Source organism: Brevundimonas sp. M1A4_2e, from assembly GCF_053345555.1.
This window is the reverse complement of the sequence record NZ_JBKFAI010000004.1, coordinates 212,368-226,868: the sequence shown is the minus strand read 5'-3', so window position 1 is coordinate 226,868 and position 14,501 is coordinate 212,368. Positions and strand designations below refer to the sequence as shown.

At 68.7% G+C, this 14,501-nt stretch carries 17 protein-coding genes; 4 read left to right on the top strand and 13 right to left on the bottom strand.

The features are described 5' to 3' along the window. The 3 genes from ACLBV5_RS10475 to ACLBV5_RS10465 all read left to right on the top strand — a co-directional run bounded on the left by ACLBV5_RS10475 (position 1) and on the right by ACLBV5_RS10465 (position 3,405). On the top strand, positions 1-360 hold the full coding sequence (locus tag ACLBV5_RS10475; protein WP_278069705.1) for a DUF952 domain-containing protein: 360 nt from the start codon (positions 1-3) through the stop codon (positions 358-360). Positions 361-368: 8 nt separating this feature from the next. Next, positions 369-1,406 carry a quinone-dependent dihydroorotate dehydrogenase gene (locus tag ACLBV5_RS10470; protein ID WP_447605641.1) on the top strand — a complete coding sequence of 346 codons (1,038 nt, stop codon included), beginning with the start codon at positions 369-371 and terminating at the stop codon, positions 1,404-1,406. A 64-nt stretch (positions 1,407-1,470) separates the two neighbouring features. Continuing rightward, a complete protein-coding gene (locus tag ACLBV5_RS10465) occupies positions 1,471-3,405 on the top strand; it encodes an ATP-binding protein (RefSeq protein ID WP_447605640.1) in 1,935 nt (644 codons plus the stop codon). Here ACLBV5_RS10465 and ACLBV5_RS10460 read toward each other — a convergent pair. Both ACLBV5_RS10460 and ACLBV5_RS10455 read right to left on the bottom strand, forming a co-directional pair. After that, entirely contained in the window at positions 3,402-3,866 is a 465-nt protein-coding gene (locus ACLBV5_RS10460) for a very short patch repair endonuclease (protein WP_447605639.1), read from the bottom strand. The two genes, ACLBV5_RS10465 and ACLBV5_RS10460, sit on opposite strands and share 4 nt — an antisense overlap. A gap of 6 nt (positions 3,867-3,872) precedes the next feature. Next, entirely contained in the window at positions 3,873-4,361 is a 489-nt protein-coding gene (locus tag ACLBV5_RS10455) for a peroxiredoxin (protein ID WP_025977911.1), read from the bottom strand. A 133-nt stretch (positions 4,362-4,494) separates the two neighbouring features. Here ACLBV5_RS10455 and ACLBV5_RS10450 point away from each other — a divergent pair, with 133 nt between their 5' ends. Further along, on the top strand, positions 4,495-5,076 hold the full coding sequence (locus ACLBV5_RS10450) for a YqgE/AlgH family protein (RefSeq protein ID WP_447605765.1): 582 nt from the start codon (positions 4,495-4,497) through the stop codon (positions 5,074-5,076). Here the strand turns inward: ACLBV5_RS10450 and ACLBV5_RS10445 are convergent. The 11 genes from ACLBV5_RS10445 to ctaD form a co-directional block, all read right to left on the bottom strand. After that, positions 5,073-5,276: a hypothetical protein gene (locus tag ACLBV5_RS10445; protein WP_253120706.1), complete on the bottom strand. Its 204-nt coding sequence runs from the start codon at positions 5,274-5,276 to the stop codon at positions 5,073-5,075. The genes ACLBV5_RS10450 and ACLBV5_RS10445 overlap by 4 nt on opposite strands. Positions 5,277-5,290: 14 nt before the next feature. Beyond that, positions 5,291-6,958, bottom strand: a complete 1,668-nt coding sequence (locus ACLBV5_RS10440; RefSeq protein ID WP_253120707.1) for a putative bifunctional diguanylate cyclase/phosphodiesterase — start codon at positions 6,956-6,958, stop codon at positions 5,291-5,293. Positions 6,959-6,968: 10 nt separating this feature from the next. Beyond that, on the bottom strand, positions 6,969-7,571 hold the full coding sequence (locus tag ACLBV5_RS10435) for a GNAT family N-acetyltransferase (protein ID WP_025977915.1): 603 nt from the start codon (positions 7,569-7,571) through the stop codon (positions 6,969-6,971). A gap of 56 nt (positions 7,572-7,627) precedes the next feature. Beyond that, positions 7,628-8,848, bottom strand: coding sequence for a pitrilysin family protein (locus ACLBV5_RS10430; protein ID WP_313633513.1), 1,221 nt, complete (start codon positions 8,846-8,848; stop codon positions 7,628-7,630). A 65-nt stretch (positions 8,849-8,913) separates the two neighbouring features. Next, on the bottom strand, positions 8,914-9,624 hold the full coding sequence (locus ACLBV5_RS10425; protein WP_447605638.1) for an SURF1 family protein: 711 nt from the start codon (positions 9,622-9,624) through the stop codon (positions 8,914-8,916). Next, a complete protein-coding gene (locus ACLBV5_RS10420; RefSeq protein WP_447605637.1) occupies positions 9,621-9,986 on the bottom strand; it encodes a DUF983 domain-containing protein in 366 nt (121 codons plus the stop codon). The genes ACLBV5_RS10425 and ACLBV5_RS10420 overlap by 4 nt, the downstream gene beginning before the upstream one ends. A gap of 59 nt (positions 9,987-10,045) precedes the next feature. Then, positions 10,046-10,924 carry a cytochrome c oxidase subunit 3 gene (locus ACLBV5_RS10415; RefSeq protein ID WP_134581551.1) on the bottom strand — a complete coding sequence of 293 codons (879 nt, stop codon included), beginning with the start codon at positions 10,922-10,924 and terminating at the stop codon, positions 10,046-10,048. Between the two features lie 54 nt (positions 10,925-10,978). Then, positions 10,979-11,542, bottom strand: coding sequence for a cytochrome c oxidase assembly protein (locus tag ACLBV5_RS10410; RefSeq protein WP_025977920.1), 564 nt, complete (start codon positions 11,540-11,542; stop codon positions 10,979-10,981). Beyond that, a complete protein-coding gene (locus tag ACLBV5_RS10405; RefSeq protein ID WP_447605636.1) occupies positions 11,539-11,796 on the bottom strand; it encodes a hypothetical protein in 258 nt (85 codons plus the stop codon). Before ACLBV5_RS10405 ends, ACLBV5_RS10410 begins: the two co-directional genes overlap by 4 nt. Positions 11,797-11,802: 6 nt before the next feature. Continuing rightward, entirely contained in the window at positions 11,803-12,780 is a 978-nt protein-coding gene (gene cyoE, locus ACLBV5_RS10400; RefSeq protein ID WP_447605635.1) for a heme o synthase, read from the bottom strand. Positions 12,781-12,843: 63 nt separating this feature from the next. Beyond that, the gene (gene ctaD / locus ACLBV5_RS10395; RefSeq protein WP_025977923.1) at positions 12,844-14,490 is read right to left on the bottom strand and encodes a cytochrome c oxidase subunit I; all 1,647 of its coding nucleotides are present in this window, start codon (positions 14,488-14,490) and stop codon (positions 12,844-12,846) included. Positions 14,491-14,501 lie beyond the last annotated feature (11 nt).

The following is a 14,501-nucleotide window of genomic DNA, read 5'->3' as shown; positions in this document are numbered from 1 at the left end:
ATGACCGACCTGCCCGACATCGCCTTCAAGATTTTGAGCCGCGCCGACTGGCGCGCGGCCCTGGCCGAGGGCCGCTACGACGGTTCGGCCGTGGACCTGGCCGACGGCTACATCCACCTGTCGGCCGCCGATCAGCTGGAGGCCACGGCGGCCAAGCATTACGCAGGACAGAGCGACTTGATGCTGGTCGAGGTCGACCTGACGGCCCTGGGCGACGCCCTGATCTGGGAGCCGTCGCGCGGCGGCGCCCTGTTCCCCCACATCTACGGCCCCCTGCCCGTCGCCGCGACGCGCGGCGCGCGCGGCCTGTCGGTCAGCGCCGACGGCCGCATGGTCATTGAAGAGACCGCCCGAGCCTGAACATGAGCATGAGCCTGACCGACCTGGGCGCCGTCCTGCTGCGCCAGATGGACCCCGAAACGGCCCACCGCCTGGCCATCCGCGCCCTCCAACTGACGCCCCTGCCCGCGCCCGGCGCCGACGATCCGATCCTCAAGACCACGATCGCCGGGCTGCAGATGTCCAACCCCGTCGGTCTGGCGGCGGGCCTCGATAAGAACGGCGAGGCGCTGGAAGGCCTGTCGCGGCTGGGATTCGGCGCCGTGGAGTGCGGCTCGGTCACCCCGCGCGCGCAAGCGGGCAACCCCAAACCGCGCCTGTTCCGCCTGGCCGAAGACCGGGCGATCATCAACCGCATGGGCTTCAACAACGAGGGGCTGGAGCCCTTCGCCGCACGTCTGGCCCGGCGCCCGACCCGCACCGCCATCGGCGCCAACCTGGGCGCCAACAAGGATACCGAGGACAAGGCCGCCGACTATGTCGCGGGGCTGAAGCGGCTGGCGGGTCTGGCCGACTATTTCACGATCAACATCTCCTCGCCCAATACGCCGGGGCTGCGCGCGCTGCAGGGGCGCGAGGCGCTGGACGACCTGCTGGGCCGCATCCATGAGGCGCGCCCCGCCGACGGCGCCCCGGTCTTCCTGAAGATCGCGCCCGATCTGATCGGCGAAGAGATCGGCATGATCGTCGAGGCTTCCCTCGCCCACCGGATCGACGCCCTGATCGTGTCCAACACCACGCTGGAGCGGCCCGCCTCCCTGCGCTCCGCCTTCGCGGGCGAGAGCGGCGGCCTGTCCGGCGCCCCGCTGAAGCCCTTCGCCCTGAAGGCCCTTGAGGCGGCGGCCGAGGCGGCGGACGGACGCCTGCCGCTGATCGCCGTGGGCGGGATCGCCAGCGGCGAGGACGCCTTCGCCCGCATTCGGGCCGGCGCCTCGGCGGTCCAGGTCTATTCGGCCTTGATCTATGAAGGTCCGCGCCTGATCGGCCGCATCAAGCGCGACCTGGCCGCCCGCCTGCGCGCCGAAGGCTTTTCCAGCATGGCCGAGGCGACCGCCGCCCGCCGTTGACGGAGCATTAGCAACCCTCGGTCGATGATGAACCAATGGGCCCAGCGCCCGTTTGGAACGTCGTATGTCCGACACTATCGCCGACGCCCATATCGGGTGGGCGCCCGCCATTCGCCAACGTCGCAAGGCGACAATGCAGCGCCTTGTCACGGGCGGCGCGACGGCGCTTGTCTTCAGCCCCATTCTGGGACTGGGGCCCGCTATGGGGTGGCTGGCTGTCTATGTCCTGATCCAGGGGGTTGAGGCCTGGCTGGCCCAGCCCGTGCTGCAAGACCGCCAGGAGACGCCAAAGGGCTGGCGCGGACTGGCGATGGACGCCGTGCTGGCGCTGAACGCCGGCTGGCTGGGTTTCCTGTCTGTGCCCCTTTGGCTGATCGGCGGTCCGATGGGCGGTTTCGCCGCTTCCGTCCTGCTCTCGGCAGGCTCGATCAACTCCGTGATCATGTCGGCCGGCAATATGCGGGTGTTCAGCTTCACCGTGCTGCCCCAGCTGGGCTTCATGGCCCTGACGCCCATGTTCATGGCCTTGTGGGGAGCCGAGCGGTCTCTGATCATCGCCGTGGCGATCGGCATCTTCTGTTACGCCCTTTTCTGCTTCAACACGCGCGCGCGCCTGCGCAGCGCCACGCTGGCCGAGCGCCACGCCCTGGCCGAAGCCGAGCGGGAACGCCGCCAGGTCGAGACCGCCATGACGGAGCGCAGCGCCTTCCTGGCCGCCGTCGGCCACGACCTGCGCACGCCCATCAGCGCCATCCTGACTGGCGCAGACTACCTGCGCGCCGCCGCCCCGTCCGCCGCCGCGCGCCAGCAGGTCGCCCTGATCGAGGACGCCGGCCTCATGATGAAGGCCCTGCTGGACGATCTGCTTGATCACGCACGGCTGAACGCAGGCCGGATGCACGTCGAGAGCAATGAGTTCGACCTGCGCCTGTTGCTGGCCCAGACCGCACGGCTGTGGCAGGGCCAGGCCCGCGCCCAGGGTCTGAGGTTACGGCTGGAAGGCGCGCGCGAGACGCCCCGCTGGGTGCGCGGCGACGCCATGCGCCTGCGTCAGGTGCTGAACAATCTGATCTCCAACGCCATGAAGTTCACCGAGGCCGGGACGGTGACGCTGAAGGTCCGTTGCTGGGTGGACGATCAGGGCGCCTGCGCCCTGCTGATCGACATCGCCGATACCGGGCGCGGCATGAGCCCCGCGCAGCTGCAGAGGCTGTTCAACCCGTTCGACCAGACCCAGGACGGCGTCGCCGCCCGCTTCGGCGGTTCTGGCCTGGGGCTGGCGATCAGCCGCGACCTGATCGAACTGATGGGCGGGCGCCTGACGGTGCGCAGCGAACCCGGCTGCGGCTCCCAGTTCACCGTGGCCCTGAGCCTGCCTCAAGGACGGCGCGATGCGGCCGCCGACGACATCCGCGACGAGCCAATCACCCCGCTGGCCGTGTCCGGCCGCCTCGACCCGCTCGCCCCCCCGCCGGACAGCGCTCCGGCGGCCCCGACTTCGCAGCTCCCGCCTTCGCCGCCCCTGCCTTCGCCGTCCCTGCCTTCGCCGCCGGCCTTCGAGAAGGTCGCGCTCGATGACGACGCGGCGGACGCCCGGCCTCTGCGCGTCCTGGTCGTCGACGACCACGCCATCAACCGGCGCGCCATCCAGCTGATCCTGCAGGCCTTCGACTGCGAGATCGTCATGGCGGAAAACGGCCTGGCCGCGCTTCAGGCCTGCGAGGACCAGCTCTTCGACGTCGTTTTCATGGATGTGCGGATGCCCGAACTGGACGGCCGCGAAACGACCCGACGGCTGCGCAGCGGCGGCGGCCCGAACGCCTGCGTTCCCGTCATCGCCGTGACCGCCGACACCGAGCCGGAAGACATGAGCGCCTGCCTGGCCGCCGGCATGAACGCCTTCGTGTCCAAGCCGCTGACCCCGGCCGCCCTGCTGGAGGCCCTATCCCGCACGCTGGACGCCGCAGCCCAAGACGAAGCGGACGCGGCCGCCGCCTAGGCGGTTTCCGGGCGCAGGGCCGCGATCAGGCGCTCTTCCCAGCCCGGCTGTCTGAGGTCGCATTCCCACAGCGTCAGGACGCGCCAGCCCGCCGCCGCCATTTCGTTGGCCACGCGGGCGTCCCGGGCGCGGTTGCGGTCGATCTTGGCGATCCAGTAATCGGCGTTGTCCTTGGGCTGGCGGGCCCCGCGCGGGCAGTCGTGGCCGTGCCAGAAACAGCCGTGGACGAAGACGACCGTCTTGCGCCCCTTCATCACCAGATCCGGCCGCCCCGGCAGGCCGCAGCCGCCGAGGCGATAGCCGATGCCCGCCGCGCGCAGGGCGCGCCGGACCTTCATCTCTGGGCCGGTGTCGCGACCCTTCACGCGCCGCATGACGGCGCTGCGTTGTTCGGGCGTGAAGACGTCGCCCGCCACGGCCTCAGCCCCGCGCGCGGCGGGCCGGCCAGCGGCGGGCGACACCGGCAATCACAGCTGGGCCAGAAGGTGCTCGGCCGAGGACACCTTGAACTCGCCGCCCTGCTCGATGTTCAACTGGTCGATGACGCCGTCCTTGACCAGCATGGAGTAACGCTGCGAGCGCTCGCCCATGCCGAAGCCCTTGGCGTCCAGCGCCAGGCCCACGGCGCGGGTGAAGTCGCCGTTGCCGTCGGCCAGCATGACGATGTCGTCCGTCCCGTTCAGGTCGTTGGCCTGGGCCCAGGCGCCCATGACGAAGGCGTCGTTGACCGAGACGCAGGCCACGGTGTCCACGCCCTTGGCCTTCAGGTCGGCGCGGTGGTCGACATAGCCCGGCAGGTGGCGCGCCGAGCAGGTCGGGGTGAAGGCGCCCGGCACGGCGAACAGGGCGACGGTCTTGCCGCCAAACAGCTCGGCCGTCGTGACAGGCTTGGGGCCCTCGGCGGTCATGGTGGTCAGGGTCGCCTCGGGAATGCGGTCGCCGATCGAAAGGGTCATGTCGGGATCTCCGGATGTCGGCCCGGCCGATCCGGAGCGCGATGACGATCAGATAGAGACCCACGGCCCGAACGCCAAGCGCCCCGGCGCCCGCCGTCTTGCGCCCGAAGGCCGGCGCCCCGATGATAGAGGGATGAAGACCTCCTCCTCCCCGGCGGCCTCCTCCCTGACCGGACGTCTGCTGGTCGCCATGCCCGGCATCGACGACGACCGCTTCCGCCACGCCGTCATCCTGATCTGCGCCCACGACGATGACCACGCCCTGGGCGTGCGCCTGGACCAGCCCGCGCCCGGCGTGTCCCTGGCCGAGGTGCTGGAGACGCTGGATACGCCCAGCCATGACCGCCTGCGCGACCGGCGAGTGCTGATCGGCGGCCCGGTCGAGCGCGAGCGCGGCTTCGTCCTGCACACCGACGACTGGATCAGCAACGAGACCAGCCTCAGCTTCGGCGAGGGGCTGGCCCTGACCGGCACCCGCGACGCCCTCACCGCCATGGCCGACGCCGAAGGCCCGCGCCGGTCGATCCTGCTGCTGGGCTACGCCGGCTGGGGCGAGGGTCAGCTGGAGGAAGAGCTGAACGAAAACGTCTGGCTGACCGCAGAAGCCGACGACGCCCTGATCTTCGACACCGATTACGACACCAAGTGGAGCCGCGCCCTGGCGGGCCTCGGCGTCGACGCCGCCCGCCTGTCCAGCCAGAGCGGCCGGGCCTAGTCTTCTTTCGGACACCTGCGGCGCAGATGTCGGATTCGCGCCGCCGTTACAGGCGGCGTCAGGCTGAGCGCGGCCGAAACAAGCGCCAGACTGGCCCCGACGGCGCCGACCACCACAAGATCGTGCGTGAACAGAAGGGCGACGCCGACGCCCAGAACGGCGGGCGCCGCCGCCGCCGTCATGATCATACGATCCCTCATCACCGGGTCTATCTTCACGCCGAGCGCCCCTTGATTGGGGCGGAACCGTCGGCGAGGGACTCGTTCAGATAGACCTCGGCCTCCTGCGCAGGCAGGGCGGGCGCATAACCGAATCCCTGGCCATAGTGGCAGCCGTCGGCCAACAGAAGCCGGGCCAGGCCGGCGTTCTCGACCCCCTCGGCCACGACTTCCAGCGCCAGGTCGCGGCCCAGGTTGACGACCGATTTGACGATCTTGGCCGAGCCCTCGTCCTTGTCCATCGTCAGCACGAAGTAGCGGTCGATCTTCAGGGTGTCGAACGGCAGCTTGGCCAGGTAGGACAGCGACGAGAAGCCGGTGCCGAAGTCGTCCAGCGCCAGGCTGGCCCCGGCTTCGCGCAGGGCCTTCAGCACCTCGGCGGCGCGGGCGGTGTCGCGCATGATGTCGCCTTCAGTGACCTCCAGCTTGAGGGCGCCGCGCGGCAGGCCCGTCTCCTTGATGATGCGGGCGACATCCTCAACCAGATAAGGGCGTTCGATCTCGCCGACCGACAGGTTGACGCTGCAGAACAGCCGCCCCGCATTGGGGTGGCGGGTCAGCCACTCGTCCAGCTGACGCGCCGCCTGGGTCATCATCAGCAGGCCCAGTTCGTTCATCAGGCCCATTTCATCGGCCAGGGTCAGGAACTCGTCCGGCGGGACCAGACCGCGCCGGGGGTGGCGCCAGCGCGCCAGGGCCTCGAACCCGGCGACGGCGCCGGTGTTCAGATTCACGATCGGCTGGAAGAAGGGCTCGATCTCGCCGCGCACGAAGGCGTTGCGCAGGTCCGCCTCCAGCGCCAGACGCGACAGGCTGTCGCTTTCCAGCGCCCGGCCATAGGCGGCGGCCCCGCCGCGCCCGGCCGTCTTGGCCTGCTCCACCGCCAGCTCGGCGCGGCGCAGGAGTTCGGCCGGGTCCGGGGCGTCGGGGCCGCCCTCGGCCGTCACCGCCCCGATGGACAGGGTGGGATAGATGTCGAAACCGGCCATGCGCAGCGGCTGTTCCAGCGCCTCGCGCATCCGGGCCCCGCCGCTGGTCCCGCCGCGCTTCACCAGGATGGCGAACTCGTCCTCGCCGATCCGGGCGGGGGCGCAGCTTTCGGAAAAGGCCGCCGACAGTCGCGACCCCAAGGCCGACAGCACCAGGTCCGCCCGCTCGTGCCCCAGGGCCTCGTTCAGGCGGCGCAGGCGGTCCAGATCGCCCACAACCAGTTCATACTCGCCGGGCTGCGCCAGGGTTTCGGCGACGCGGACGCGAAAGGTCCGCCGGTCCAGCAGCCCGGTCAGCGTGTCGCGATCCGCCCCGGCGAACTTGGTCTCCAGGGCGACGATGCCCGCCGCCCGCAGGCCGTCTTCCAGCCAGACCCCGCGCCATAGACAGGTCTCGCACCCGCGCATCCGCAGACGCACGGCGATCTCGGTCCCCTCGGCCTGCGGCTTCAGCAGCCGATCGGCCAGGGCGCGGTCCTGCGGCATGGTCAGGGCGGTGAAGGCCGCGCCCGAGCATTGCGGCGCCAGCGGCCCCAGTCCCAGCGGCCGGGTGGCGCCGGTGAAGCGGATCTGATCCTCAGCGGGGGTCCAAATCCAAAGCGCGGCGTCTGCCGCAGCCAAGGCTTCGATGGCCGTGGTGGGGTCCCACGTCAACGCTCTGGATCTTGCACTCAAAGCGTACCCGCTAACATGACTGAGGAAGGGTGGGCGCGAACTCGGTGTTCAAAACGCCGAACAGCAGATGATCTGCCCAGCGGCCGTTAATTTTCAAATAAGCCCGCGCCAGTCCCTCATGACGGAAACCCGCCTTTTCCAGCACCCGGCGCGAGGCGTAGTTGGTCGGCAGGCACGCCGCCTCGACCCGATGCAGCTTCAACGGGCCAAAGGCGTAAGCCAGCATGGCGCGCACCGCCGTGGTGCCGACCCCGCGCCCTGCGTGCGGCTGGCCGACCCAATAGCCCAGCGTCCCGGTCTCGGCGACGCCGCGCCGGATGTTGGACAGGGTGACGGCGCCCAGCAGGGCTTCGTCCTCGCCATCGAAGATGAACAGGGGCCAGGCCGTGCCCAGCTCCATTTCGCGCGCATAGACGCCCAGCCGGCGCCGAAAGGCGGCCCGGGTCAGATCGTCCTCGGGCCAGGCCGGCTCCCACGGCTGCAGATAGGCGCGCGACTCCTCGCGCAGGGAGGCCCACGCCATATAGTCAGAAGGGCGCGGCGGACGCAGCACGACCCCCTGCCCGTTCAGGACCGGTCCGGTCGCCTCGGCCATCCAGTCGAACAGGGCCATGGGATCAGGATAACCCGTCGCAGCCCCGGCGTCAGCCGTCGGCGACAAAGATGACGTCAGCCGCCGGCTGCCAACATGGCGGCGCGGAAGGCGGCGCCCGCCCCGCCCGCCCCGCGCGGCCCCAGCACGGCGCTGGCCGACCGGCCCGTCGCCGCCATCTCACGCCCCACGGCGCGCAGGTCCTCGGCGCTTTGAGCCTCGATGCGGGCCGCCGTCGCCTCGGACGAGACCGGCGCCCCGAACACCAGGGTCTGGCCTGCGTTGCGGCCCGCGCGGCTGGCCGGGCTTTCGTCGGCCATCCACAGGCTGGCGTTCAGCACCGCCTTGGCGCGCGCCAGCTCCTGCGGGGTCGGCCCCCGCTCGGCCAGGTCCAGGATTTCGGCGGCGCACAGCTCGGCCAGCTCGACCGAGCGTTCGGCCGCCGCCCCGGCGTAGACGCCCAGCAGCCCCAGATCGTCATAGGTCTCGTGATAGGCGTCGATGGCGTAGGCCAGGCCGCGATCCTCGCGCGCGCTCTGGAACAGGCGCGAAGCCATCCCCCCGCCCAGGATTTCGGTGAACAGGCGCAGGGCGGGCAGCCGCTCGTCGCGCGCGCCGATGGTCGGCAGCTGGAACACCAGATTGGCCTGTTCGATCTTGCGCGCCAGCCGCGCCTCGCCGCCGACGAAGACGGCCGGCGGCAGCGCCTCGGTCGACGTCGCCGTCTGATGGCCGAACCAGGCCTCCGCCAGCGGCAGAAGCTCGTCTTCGTCCACCCCGCCCGAGACGGCCACGACCATGCGGTCGGGCGAATAGAGACGTCGGCGCCAGTCGCCGATCGTCTCGCGCTCGACCGGCGCCAGGCTGGCGATCGAGCCCAGGATCGGCCGCCCCAGCGCCTGCCCCACGAAGGCGCGGGTCTGGGCCATCTCGAACACATGGTCGTCGGGGGTGTCGAAGGCTTCGGCGATCTCCTGGGCCACCACGTCCTTCTCGCGCTCGATCTCTTCGGGCGCCAGGGTCGGGCGGAACACCAGATCCGACAGCACCTGCATGGCCAGAGGCAGGCTGCCCTTCAGGGCGCGGATGTCGAAACTGGTGCGCTCATAGCCGGTCGCGGCGTTGATGGAGCCGCCCTCGGCCTCGACACGCTCGACGATCTCGCGCGCGCCCATGTCGCCCGCGCCCTTGAAGACCAGATGCTCCAGCAGGTGCGACCAGCCGGACTGCGCCTCGTTCTCCATCCGGGCGCCGCCGTTGACGGCCACCGTCACGGCGATGGTGCGCAGGCCGGGCATGGGGTCGCACACGACGCGAACGCCATTGGACAGGGTGTGAAGGCGAGCAGTCAGATCGATTGTCCTCAGGCAGAACGGTAACGGCGGACCATCACGGCCGCATAGAAGCCGACCAGCACGGCGGCCAGGCCGAACCAGGTCAGGGCGTAGCCCAGGTGATTGTTGCTGAAGGCGGCGGGCGGCGCCACGGGCCGCAGCGCCGTCAGCTCGGGATTGGCCGAGGTGGTCGCATAGACGGTGTAGGGCGACACCGGCCCGGCCACGCCCAGAGCCTTGGCCATCGCCATCTGATCGCGGCCGTAGAAGAGCTGGCCCGAGGGCGGCGGCGTCATGGCGTTCGGCTCAGTCGCCCGGCGCACCACGCCCGCGATCACGACCGGCATGGCCGCATCGGCGCGAACGGCAGGCCGGGCGGCGACTTCGGCAGGCAAGAAGCCGCGATCGACCAGAATGGTCCCCCGCCCCTGGATCGGACAGGCCGAGATCAGCCGCACGCCGGCGTCGCCGTCCTCGATGGTCTGCAGCTCGACGAAAGGCGCCGTGTTCAGGCCGCGACAGGTCACGATCGCCTGACGGAACTCAGGGTCCTCCAGCGCCAGCGCATCCGCAAGAGGAACCGGCGCCTGACGGGCGGCCGCTTCGGATCGGGCGATCAGATCCAGCTTCCATTGCAGCCGCTGCGCCTGCCACACGCCCAGCGTCAGCAGCAGGGCCAGCGCCAGCACCGTCACGACAGTCAGGACATAGGGAAAACGAGGCCGGGCGGCGTCGGTCATCGGGTCTCTCGGGGTGAATCGTCGCTGCGCTGACGCAGCATCTGAAGCGCCGTCATCAACCCCTTTCCCGGCCGCATCAAGGCCAGGGCCAGACCGGCGACCAGCGGCAGCCAGATGATCAGGTGCAGCCAGATCGGCGGGCTGAAGGCGATCTCGACCGCCAGCGCCGAAAACCCGACCAGGAAGCCGACGATCTGCATGATGAAGGTGGCCGCGCCGTCGCCCGTCTCAACCGCGCCCAGATCAAAGCCGCACGCCTCGCAGGACGCACGGCGCTTCAGGAAGCCCTCGAACAGCGGCCCGCGCCCGCAGGCGGGACAGCGCCCCCTCAGCCCTGCGCGCACGGCAGGCCAGACAAGCAAATCGGCGCGGGACCTGGGGCCCCGCGCCGACGAAAGCTCGACTTGTCCGTCGTGTTCGATCAACCGAAGACGACGTACATGAAGACGAACAGGAACAGCCACACCACGTCGACGAAGTGCCAGTACCAGGCGGCGGCTTCGAGGCCGAAGTGCTTCTGCGGCGACATCTGACCGACTTGCAGGCGCAGCAGGCAGACAGCCAGGAAGATGGTGCCGACCGCGACGTGGAAGCCGTGGAAGCCCGTCGTCATGAAGAAGATCGAACCGTACAGCTTGGCCTGGGCCGCGTCTTCGCTGAAGAACAGGTGGCCGTGCAGGATGTGGTAATACTCATAGGCCTGAACGCCGGTGAACAGCAGGCCCAGCAGGACGGTGATCAGCAGGCCCATCTTGGCGGCCTTGCGGTCGCCGGCGATGATGGCGTGGTGCGCCCAGGTGAGGGTCGTGCCCGACAGCAGCAGGATGACCGTGTTCATGAGCGGCAGGCTCCACGGATCCAGCAGCTCGACGCCCGTCGGCGGCCAGGTCTTCCAGGCGGCGGCGGTGTCCATCCAGTTGCCGACTTCCGGGATGATCGCACGCGATTCATTGAAGATCGCCATGTCGAAGAACATCCAGAAGAAGGAGACGAAGAACATCACTTCCGACGCGATGAACAGCACCATGCCGTAACGCAGGCCGATGCCCACGACGGGGGTGTGGTCGCCCTTGCGGCTTTCCTTCACCACGTCCGACCACCACGAGAACATGGTGAACAGGACGCCGGCCAGGCCGACGAAGAACATCCACTTGGTGCCGGCTTCGAGGCCGAACAGCCCCTTCATCCACACGACGGCGCCGATGAACATGACGCAGGCGGAGAAGGAGCCGACCAGCGGCCACGGGCTGGGGTCGACCAGGTGGTAGTCGTGTTGCGGTTTCGCGTGCGCGTCGGCCATTCCTGGAGTCTCTGTAATCAAGGCGAGAATGTTTGAAGAGGGCTATAGCCCTCGCTATCCGGCTTTGCCAACAGCAGAGTCGTTCGCAGCCGCCTGCTGGAAGCCCTTGGTCGGGAAGAAGGTGTAGCTCAGCGTGATCTGGCGGACGCCCTTCACCTCGGCGTCGGTCGCCAGTTCGGGCGCCACGAAGTACTGAATCGGGAAGGAAACCGTCGCGCCCGGCGCGATTTCCTGACCTTCGAAGCAGAAACACTGCAGTTTCTGGAAATAAGGCCCCGCCCGCTCGGGCACGACATTATAGGCCGCCGTGGCGTGCAGGGTCTGGTTCGAAGTGTTGGTCACCTCGAAATAGGCCATGCCGGTCTCGCCGATCCGCACCTTCTGGCTCAGGGTTTCGGCGCGGAAGGTCATCGGCAGGTCGCGCACATTGGTGTCGAACCGAATCAGCACCTCCTGATCCAGGATCTGCGTCGGGGCCGCCTCGGCCCGCTTCACCGTGCCGTCAAAGCCCGTCACCTGACAGAAGATGCGATAGAGGGGCACCGCCGCAAAGGCCGCGCCGGTCATCGTCAGCACCAGAGCCGCGCACAGGATCGCGACCTTGTTCTGCTTGGTCACGGCCGGGCTGCCTCCGAGGACGCGGGCGCGTCCGGCTGAACCGGAGGCGGCAGGGCCGGATCGGCGCGCTCCAGCGTCGCCAGAGCCTCGGCCTCGGCCGCCTTGCGCGCCTCGTTGTTGGCGCTCATCCGCGACAGGGTGACCAGGTAGACCAGGGCGATGAACCCCAGCAGCCCCAGGGCGATGGCCACATTGCGACGCTTGCGCGCGCGGCCCTGCTCATCGGTCAGCTTGATGTATTTGAGTTGGGACACAGGGGTTTAGCCTCCAACGCCGGGCAAATGCTCGACCAGGAGGGCCGAGAACAGCGCCATAAGATACAGAATGGAAAAGGCGAACAGGTTGCGGGCCGGTTTGGCCTCGGCCCGGACGTCATACAATGCGGCCTCTCGTCCCACGGCCTCGGCCTTGTCGGGCTGATCGCCCGCGCGCGAGCGATAGAGCCGCAGCGCCAGGCCCAGGAAGGCCACGCCGCCGACGATCGACACCACCAGATAGATGGGCCCGCCCAGCCTCGTCAGCGCCGGGGCGATCGCCACCGGCACGAAGACCAGGGTGTAGAGTAGGATCTGCAGGCGGGTGGACTTGGCGCCGCGCGCCACCGGCATCATCGGAATGCCGGCCTTGGCATAGTCGCCGGCCGAATAGAGCGCCAGGGCCCAGGTGTGCGGCGGCGTCCAGGTGAAGATGATCAGGAACAGCAGCCAGGCCTGCCACGGGGCGTCGCCCGTCACGGCCGCCCAGCCGATCACCGGCGGAAAGGCGCCCGCCGCCCCGCCGATGACGATGTTCTGGGGCGTGCGGCGCTTCAGCACCAGGGTGTAGAGCCAGGCGTAGTAGACGATGGTCAGGGCCAGCAGTCCGCCCGCCAGCCAGTTGGTGGTCATGCCCAGCAGCATGACCGAGAAGACCGACAACACCATGCCGAAGGCCATGGCGTCGTTCTTGCGCACCCGCCCGGCGGCGACCGGACGGCCGCGCGTGCGGCGCATCAGGGCGTCGGTCTCGCCCTCGATCGCCATGTTGAGCGCGCCGGCGGCCCCCGCCCCCATGGCGATGCACAGGATGGCGACGACGGCGTTGATCCAGTCCAGCCGTCCCGGCGCGACGATCAGTCCGGTGACCGCGGTGAACACCACCAGCGACATGACGCGCGGCTTCAGCAACTGGAAGAAATCTTCCGGCTGGGCGCTGGTGACGAGCGGGGTTTCGCGGGCGGGGTGATCGGTCATGGTCATAAAGAGCAAAGGCCGCCCTTCCGGTTGCGGAAGGGCGGCCTCTCCGGGTCTATCCGATAAGGATCAGTGGTTGTCCGCCTTGACCACCGGCAGTTCGTTGAACTGGTGGTGCGGCGGCGGCGAGGACAGGGTCCACTCCAGGGTGGTGGCGCCTTCGCCCCACGGGTTGGCCTCGGCCTTGCGGCGACGGATGGCCGACTCCAGCAGCATCACCAGGAAGACGCCGACGCCGACGATGGTGATGACGTAGCCCACCGAGGACACGTAGTTCCAGTAGGTGAAGGCTTCCGGATAGTCGACGTAACGACGCGGCATGCCCTGCAGGCCCAGGAAGTGCTGCGGGAAGAAGATCAGGTTCACGCCGATGAACATGATCCAGAAGTGCGCCTGGCCCAGGAACTCGTTGTACTTCACCCCGAACATCTTCTCGTACCAATAGTAGAAGGCGGCGAAGATCGAGAAGATGGCGCCCAGCGACAGCACGTAGTGGAAGTGCGCCACGACGTAGTAGGTGTCGTGCAGGCTGTAGTCGATACCGGCGTTCGACAGGACCACGCCGGTCACGCCGCCGACGGTGAACAGGAAGATGAAGCCCATCGCCCACAGCATGGGCGTCTTGAAGGTGATCGAGCCGCCCCACATGGTGGCGATCCAGCTGAAGATCTTCACGCCCGTGGGCACGGCGATGATCATGGTCGCGGCCACGAAATAGGCGCGCAGGTTCACGCTCATGCCGACCGTATACATGTGGTGCGCCCACACGATGAAGCCGATGAAGCCGATGGCGACCATGGCGTAGGCCATCGCGAGGTAGCCGAAGATCGGCTTCTTCGAGAAGGTCGAGACGATGTGCGAGATCATGCCGAAGCCCGGCAGGATCATGATGTACACTTCGGGGTGGCCGAAGAACCAGAACAGGTGCTGGTACATCACCGGGTCGCCGCCGCCGGCGGGGTCGAAGAACGACGTGCCGAAGTTACGGTCAGACAGCAGCATGGTGATAGCGCCCGCCAGAACCGGCAGCGAGATCAGCAGCAGGAAGGCGGTGATCAGCACGCCCCAGGCGAACAGCGGCATGCGGTGCAGTGTCATGCCCGGCGCGCGCATGTTGAAGATGGTGGTGATGAAGTTGATCGCGCCCAGGATCGACGAGGCGCCGGCGACGTGCAGCGAGAAGATCGCCAGGTCGAACGACGGCCCTGCGTGACCCATGGTCGACAGCGGCGGATAGGAGGTCCAGCCCCCGCCGAACCCGCGCCCCGGCCCGCCGTCGACGAACATCGACAGGATCAGCAGCACGAAGGCGAAGAAGATCAGCCAGAACGAAATGTTGTTCAGACGCGGGAAGGCCATGTCCGGCGCCCCGATCATGATCGGGATGAAGTAGTTGCCGAAGCCGCCCATCGTCGCCGGCATGACGACGAAGAACACCATGATCAGGGCGTGCGCCGTGACGGTGGCGTTGTAGCCGTGCTTGGAAGCCTCAACCAGGCCCAGATACTGGACGAAGGAGCCTTCCTTGAAGATCTGGATGCCCGGCTCCGCCAGCTCCCACCGGATCAGGCCCGACAGGGCGCCGCCGATGAGGCCGGTGAAGATGGCGAACATCAGGTACAGAAGCCCGATGTCCTTATGGTTGGTCGACAGGAACCAGCGGGTGAAGAAACCCGGCTTGTGGTCGTGCGGATCGTGAACAGCTGCGGTGGCCATCGGTCTGGGCT

What these genes read in the sequence shown, in the direction of transcription:
- ACLBV5_RS10435 (WP_025977915.1), bottom strand. Translation starts at nt 7,571, where the DNA reads ATGGCCCTGTTCGACTGGATGGCCGAGGCGACCGGACCGGTCCTGAAC.
- ACLBV5_RS10445 (WP_253120706.1), bottom strand. Translation starts at nt 5,276, where the DNA reads ATGAGGGATCGTATGATCATGACGGCGGCGGCGGCGCCCGCCGTTCTG.
- ACLBV5_RS10450 (WP_447605765.1), top strand. Translation starts at nt 4,495, where the DNA reads ATGAAGACCTCCTCCTCCCCGGCGGCCTCCTCCCTGACCGGACGTCTG.
- ACLBV5_RS10470 (WP_447605641.1), top strand. Translation starts at nt 369, where the DNA reads ATGAGCCTGACCGACCTGGGCGCCGTCCTGCTGCGCCAGATGGACCCC.
- cyoE (WP_447605635.1), bottom strand. Translation starts at nt 12,780, where the DNA reads ATGACCATGACCGATCACCCCGCCCGCGAAACCCCGCTCGTCACCAGC.
- ACLBV5_RS10455 (WP_025977911.1), bottom strand. Translation starts at nt 4,361, where the DNA reads ATGACCCTTTCGATCGGCGACCGCATTCCCGAGGCGACCCTGACCACC.
- ACLBV5_RS10430 (WP_313633513.1), bottom strand. Translation starts at nt 8,848, where the DNA reads ATGCCCGGCCTGCGCACCATCGCCGTGACGGTGGCCGTCAACGGCGGC.
- ctaD (WP_025977923.1), bottom strand. Translation starts at nt 14,490, where the DNA reads ATGGCCACCGCAGCTGTTCACGATCCGCACGACCACAAGCCGGGTTTC.
- ACLBV5_RS10425 (WP_447605638.1), bottom strand. Translation starts at nt 9,624, where the DNA reads ATGACCGACGCCGCCCGGCCTCGTTTTCCCTATGTCCTGACTGTCGTG.
- ACLBV5_RS10465 (WP_447605640.1), top strand. Translation starts at nt 1,471, where the DNA reads ATGTCCGACACTATCGCCGACGCCCATATCGGGTGGGCGCCCGCCATT.
- ACLBV5_RS10415 (WP_134581551.1), bottom strand. Translation starts at nt 10,924, where the DNA reads ATGGCCGACGCGCACGCGAAACCGCAACACGACTACCACCTGGTCGAC.
- ACLBV5_RS10475 (WP_278069705.1), top strand. Translation starts at nt 1, where the DNA reads ATGACCGACCTGCCCGACATCGCCTTCAAGATTTTGAGCCGCGCCGAC.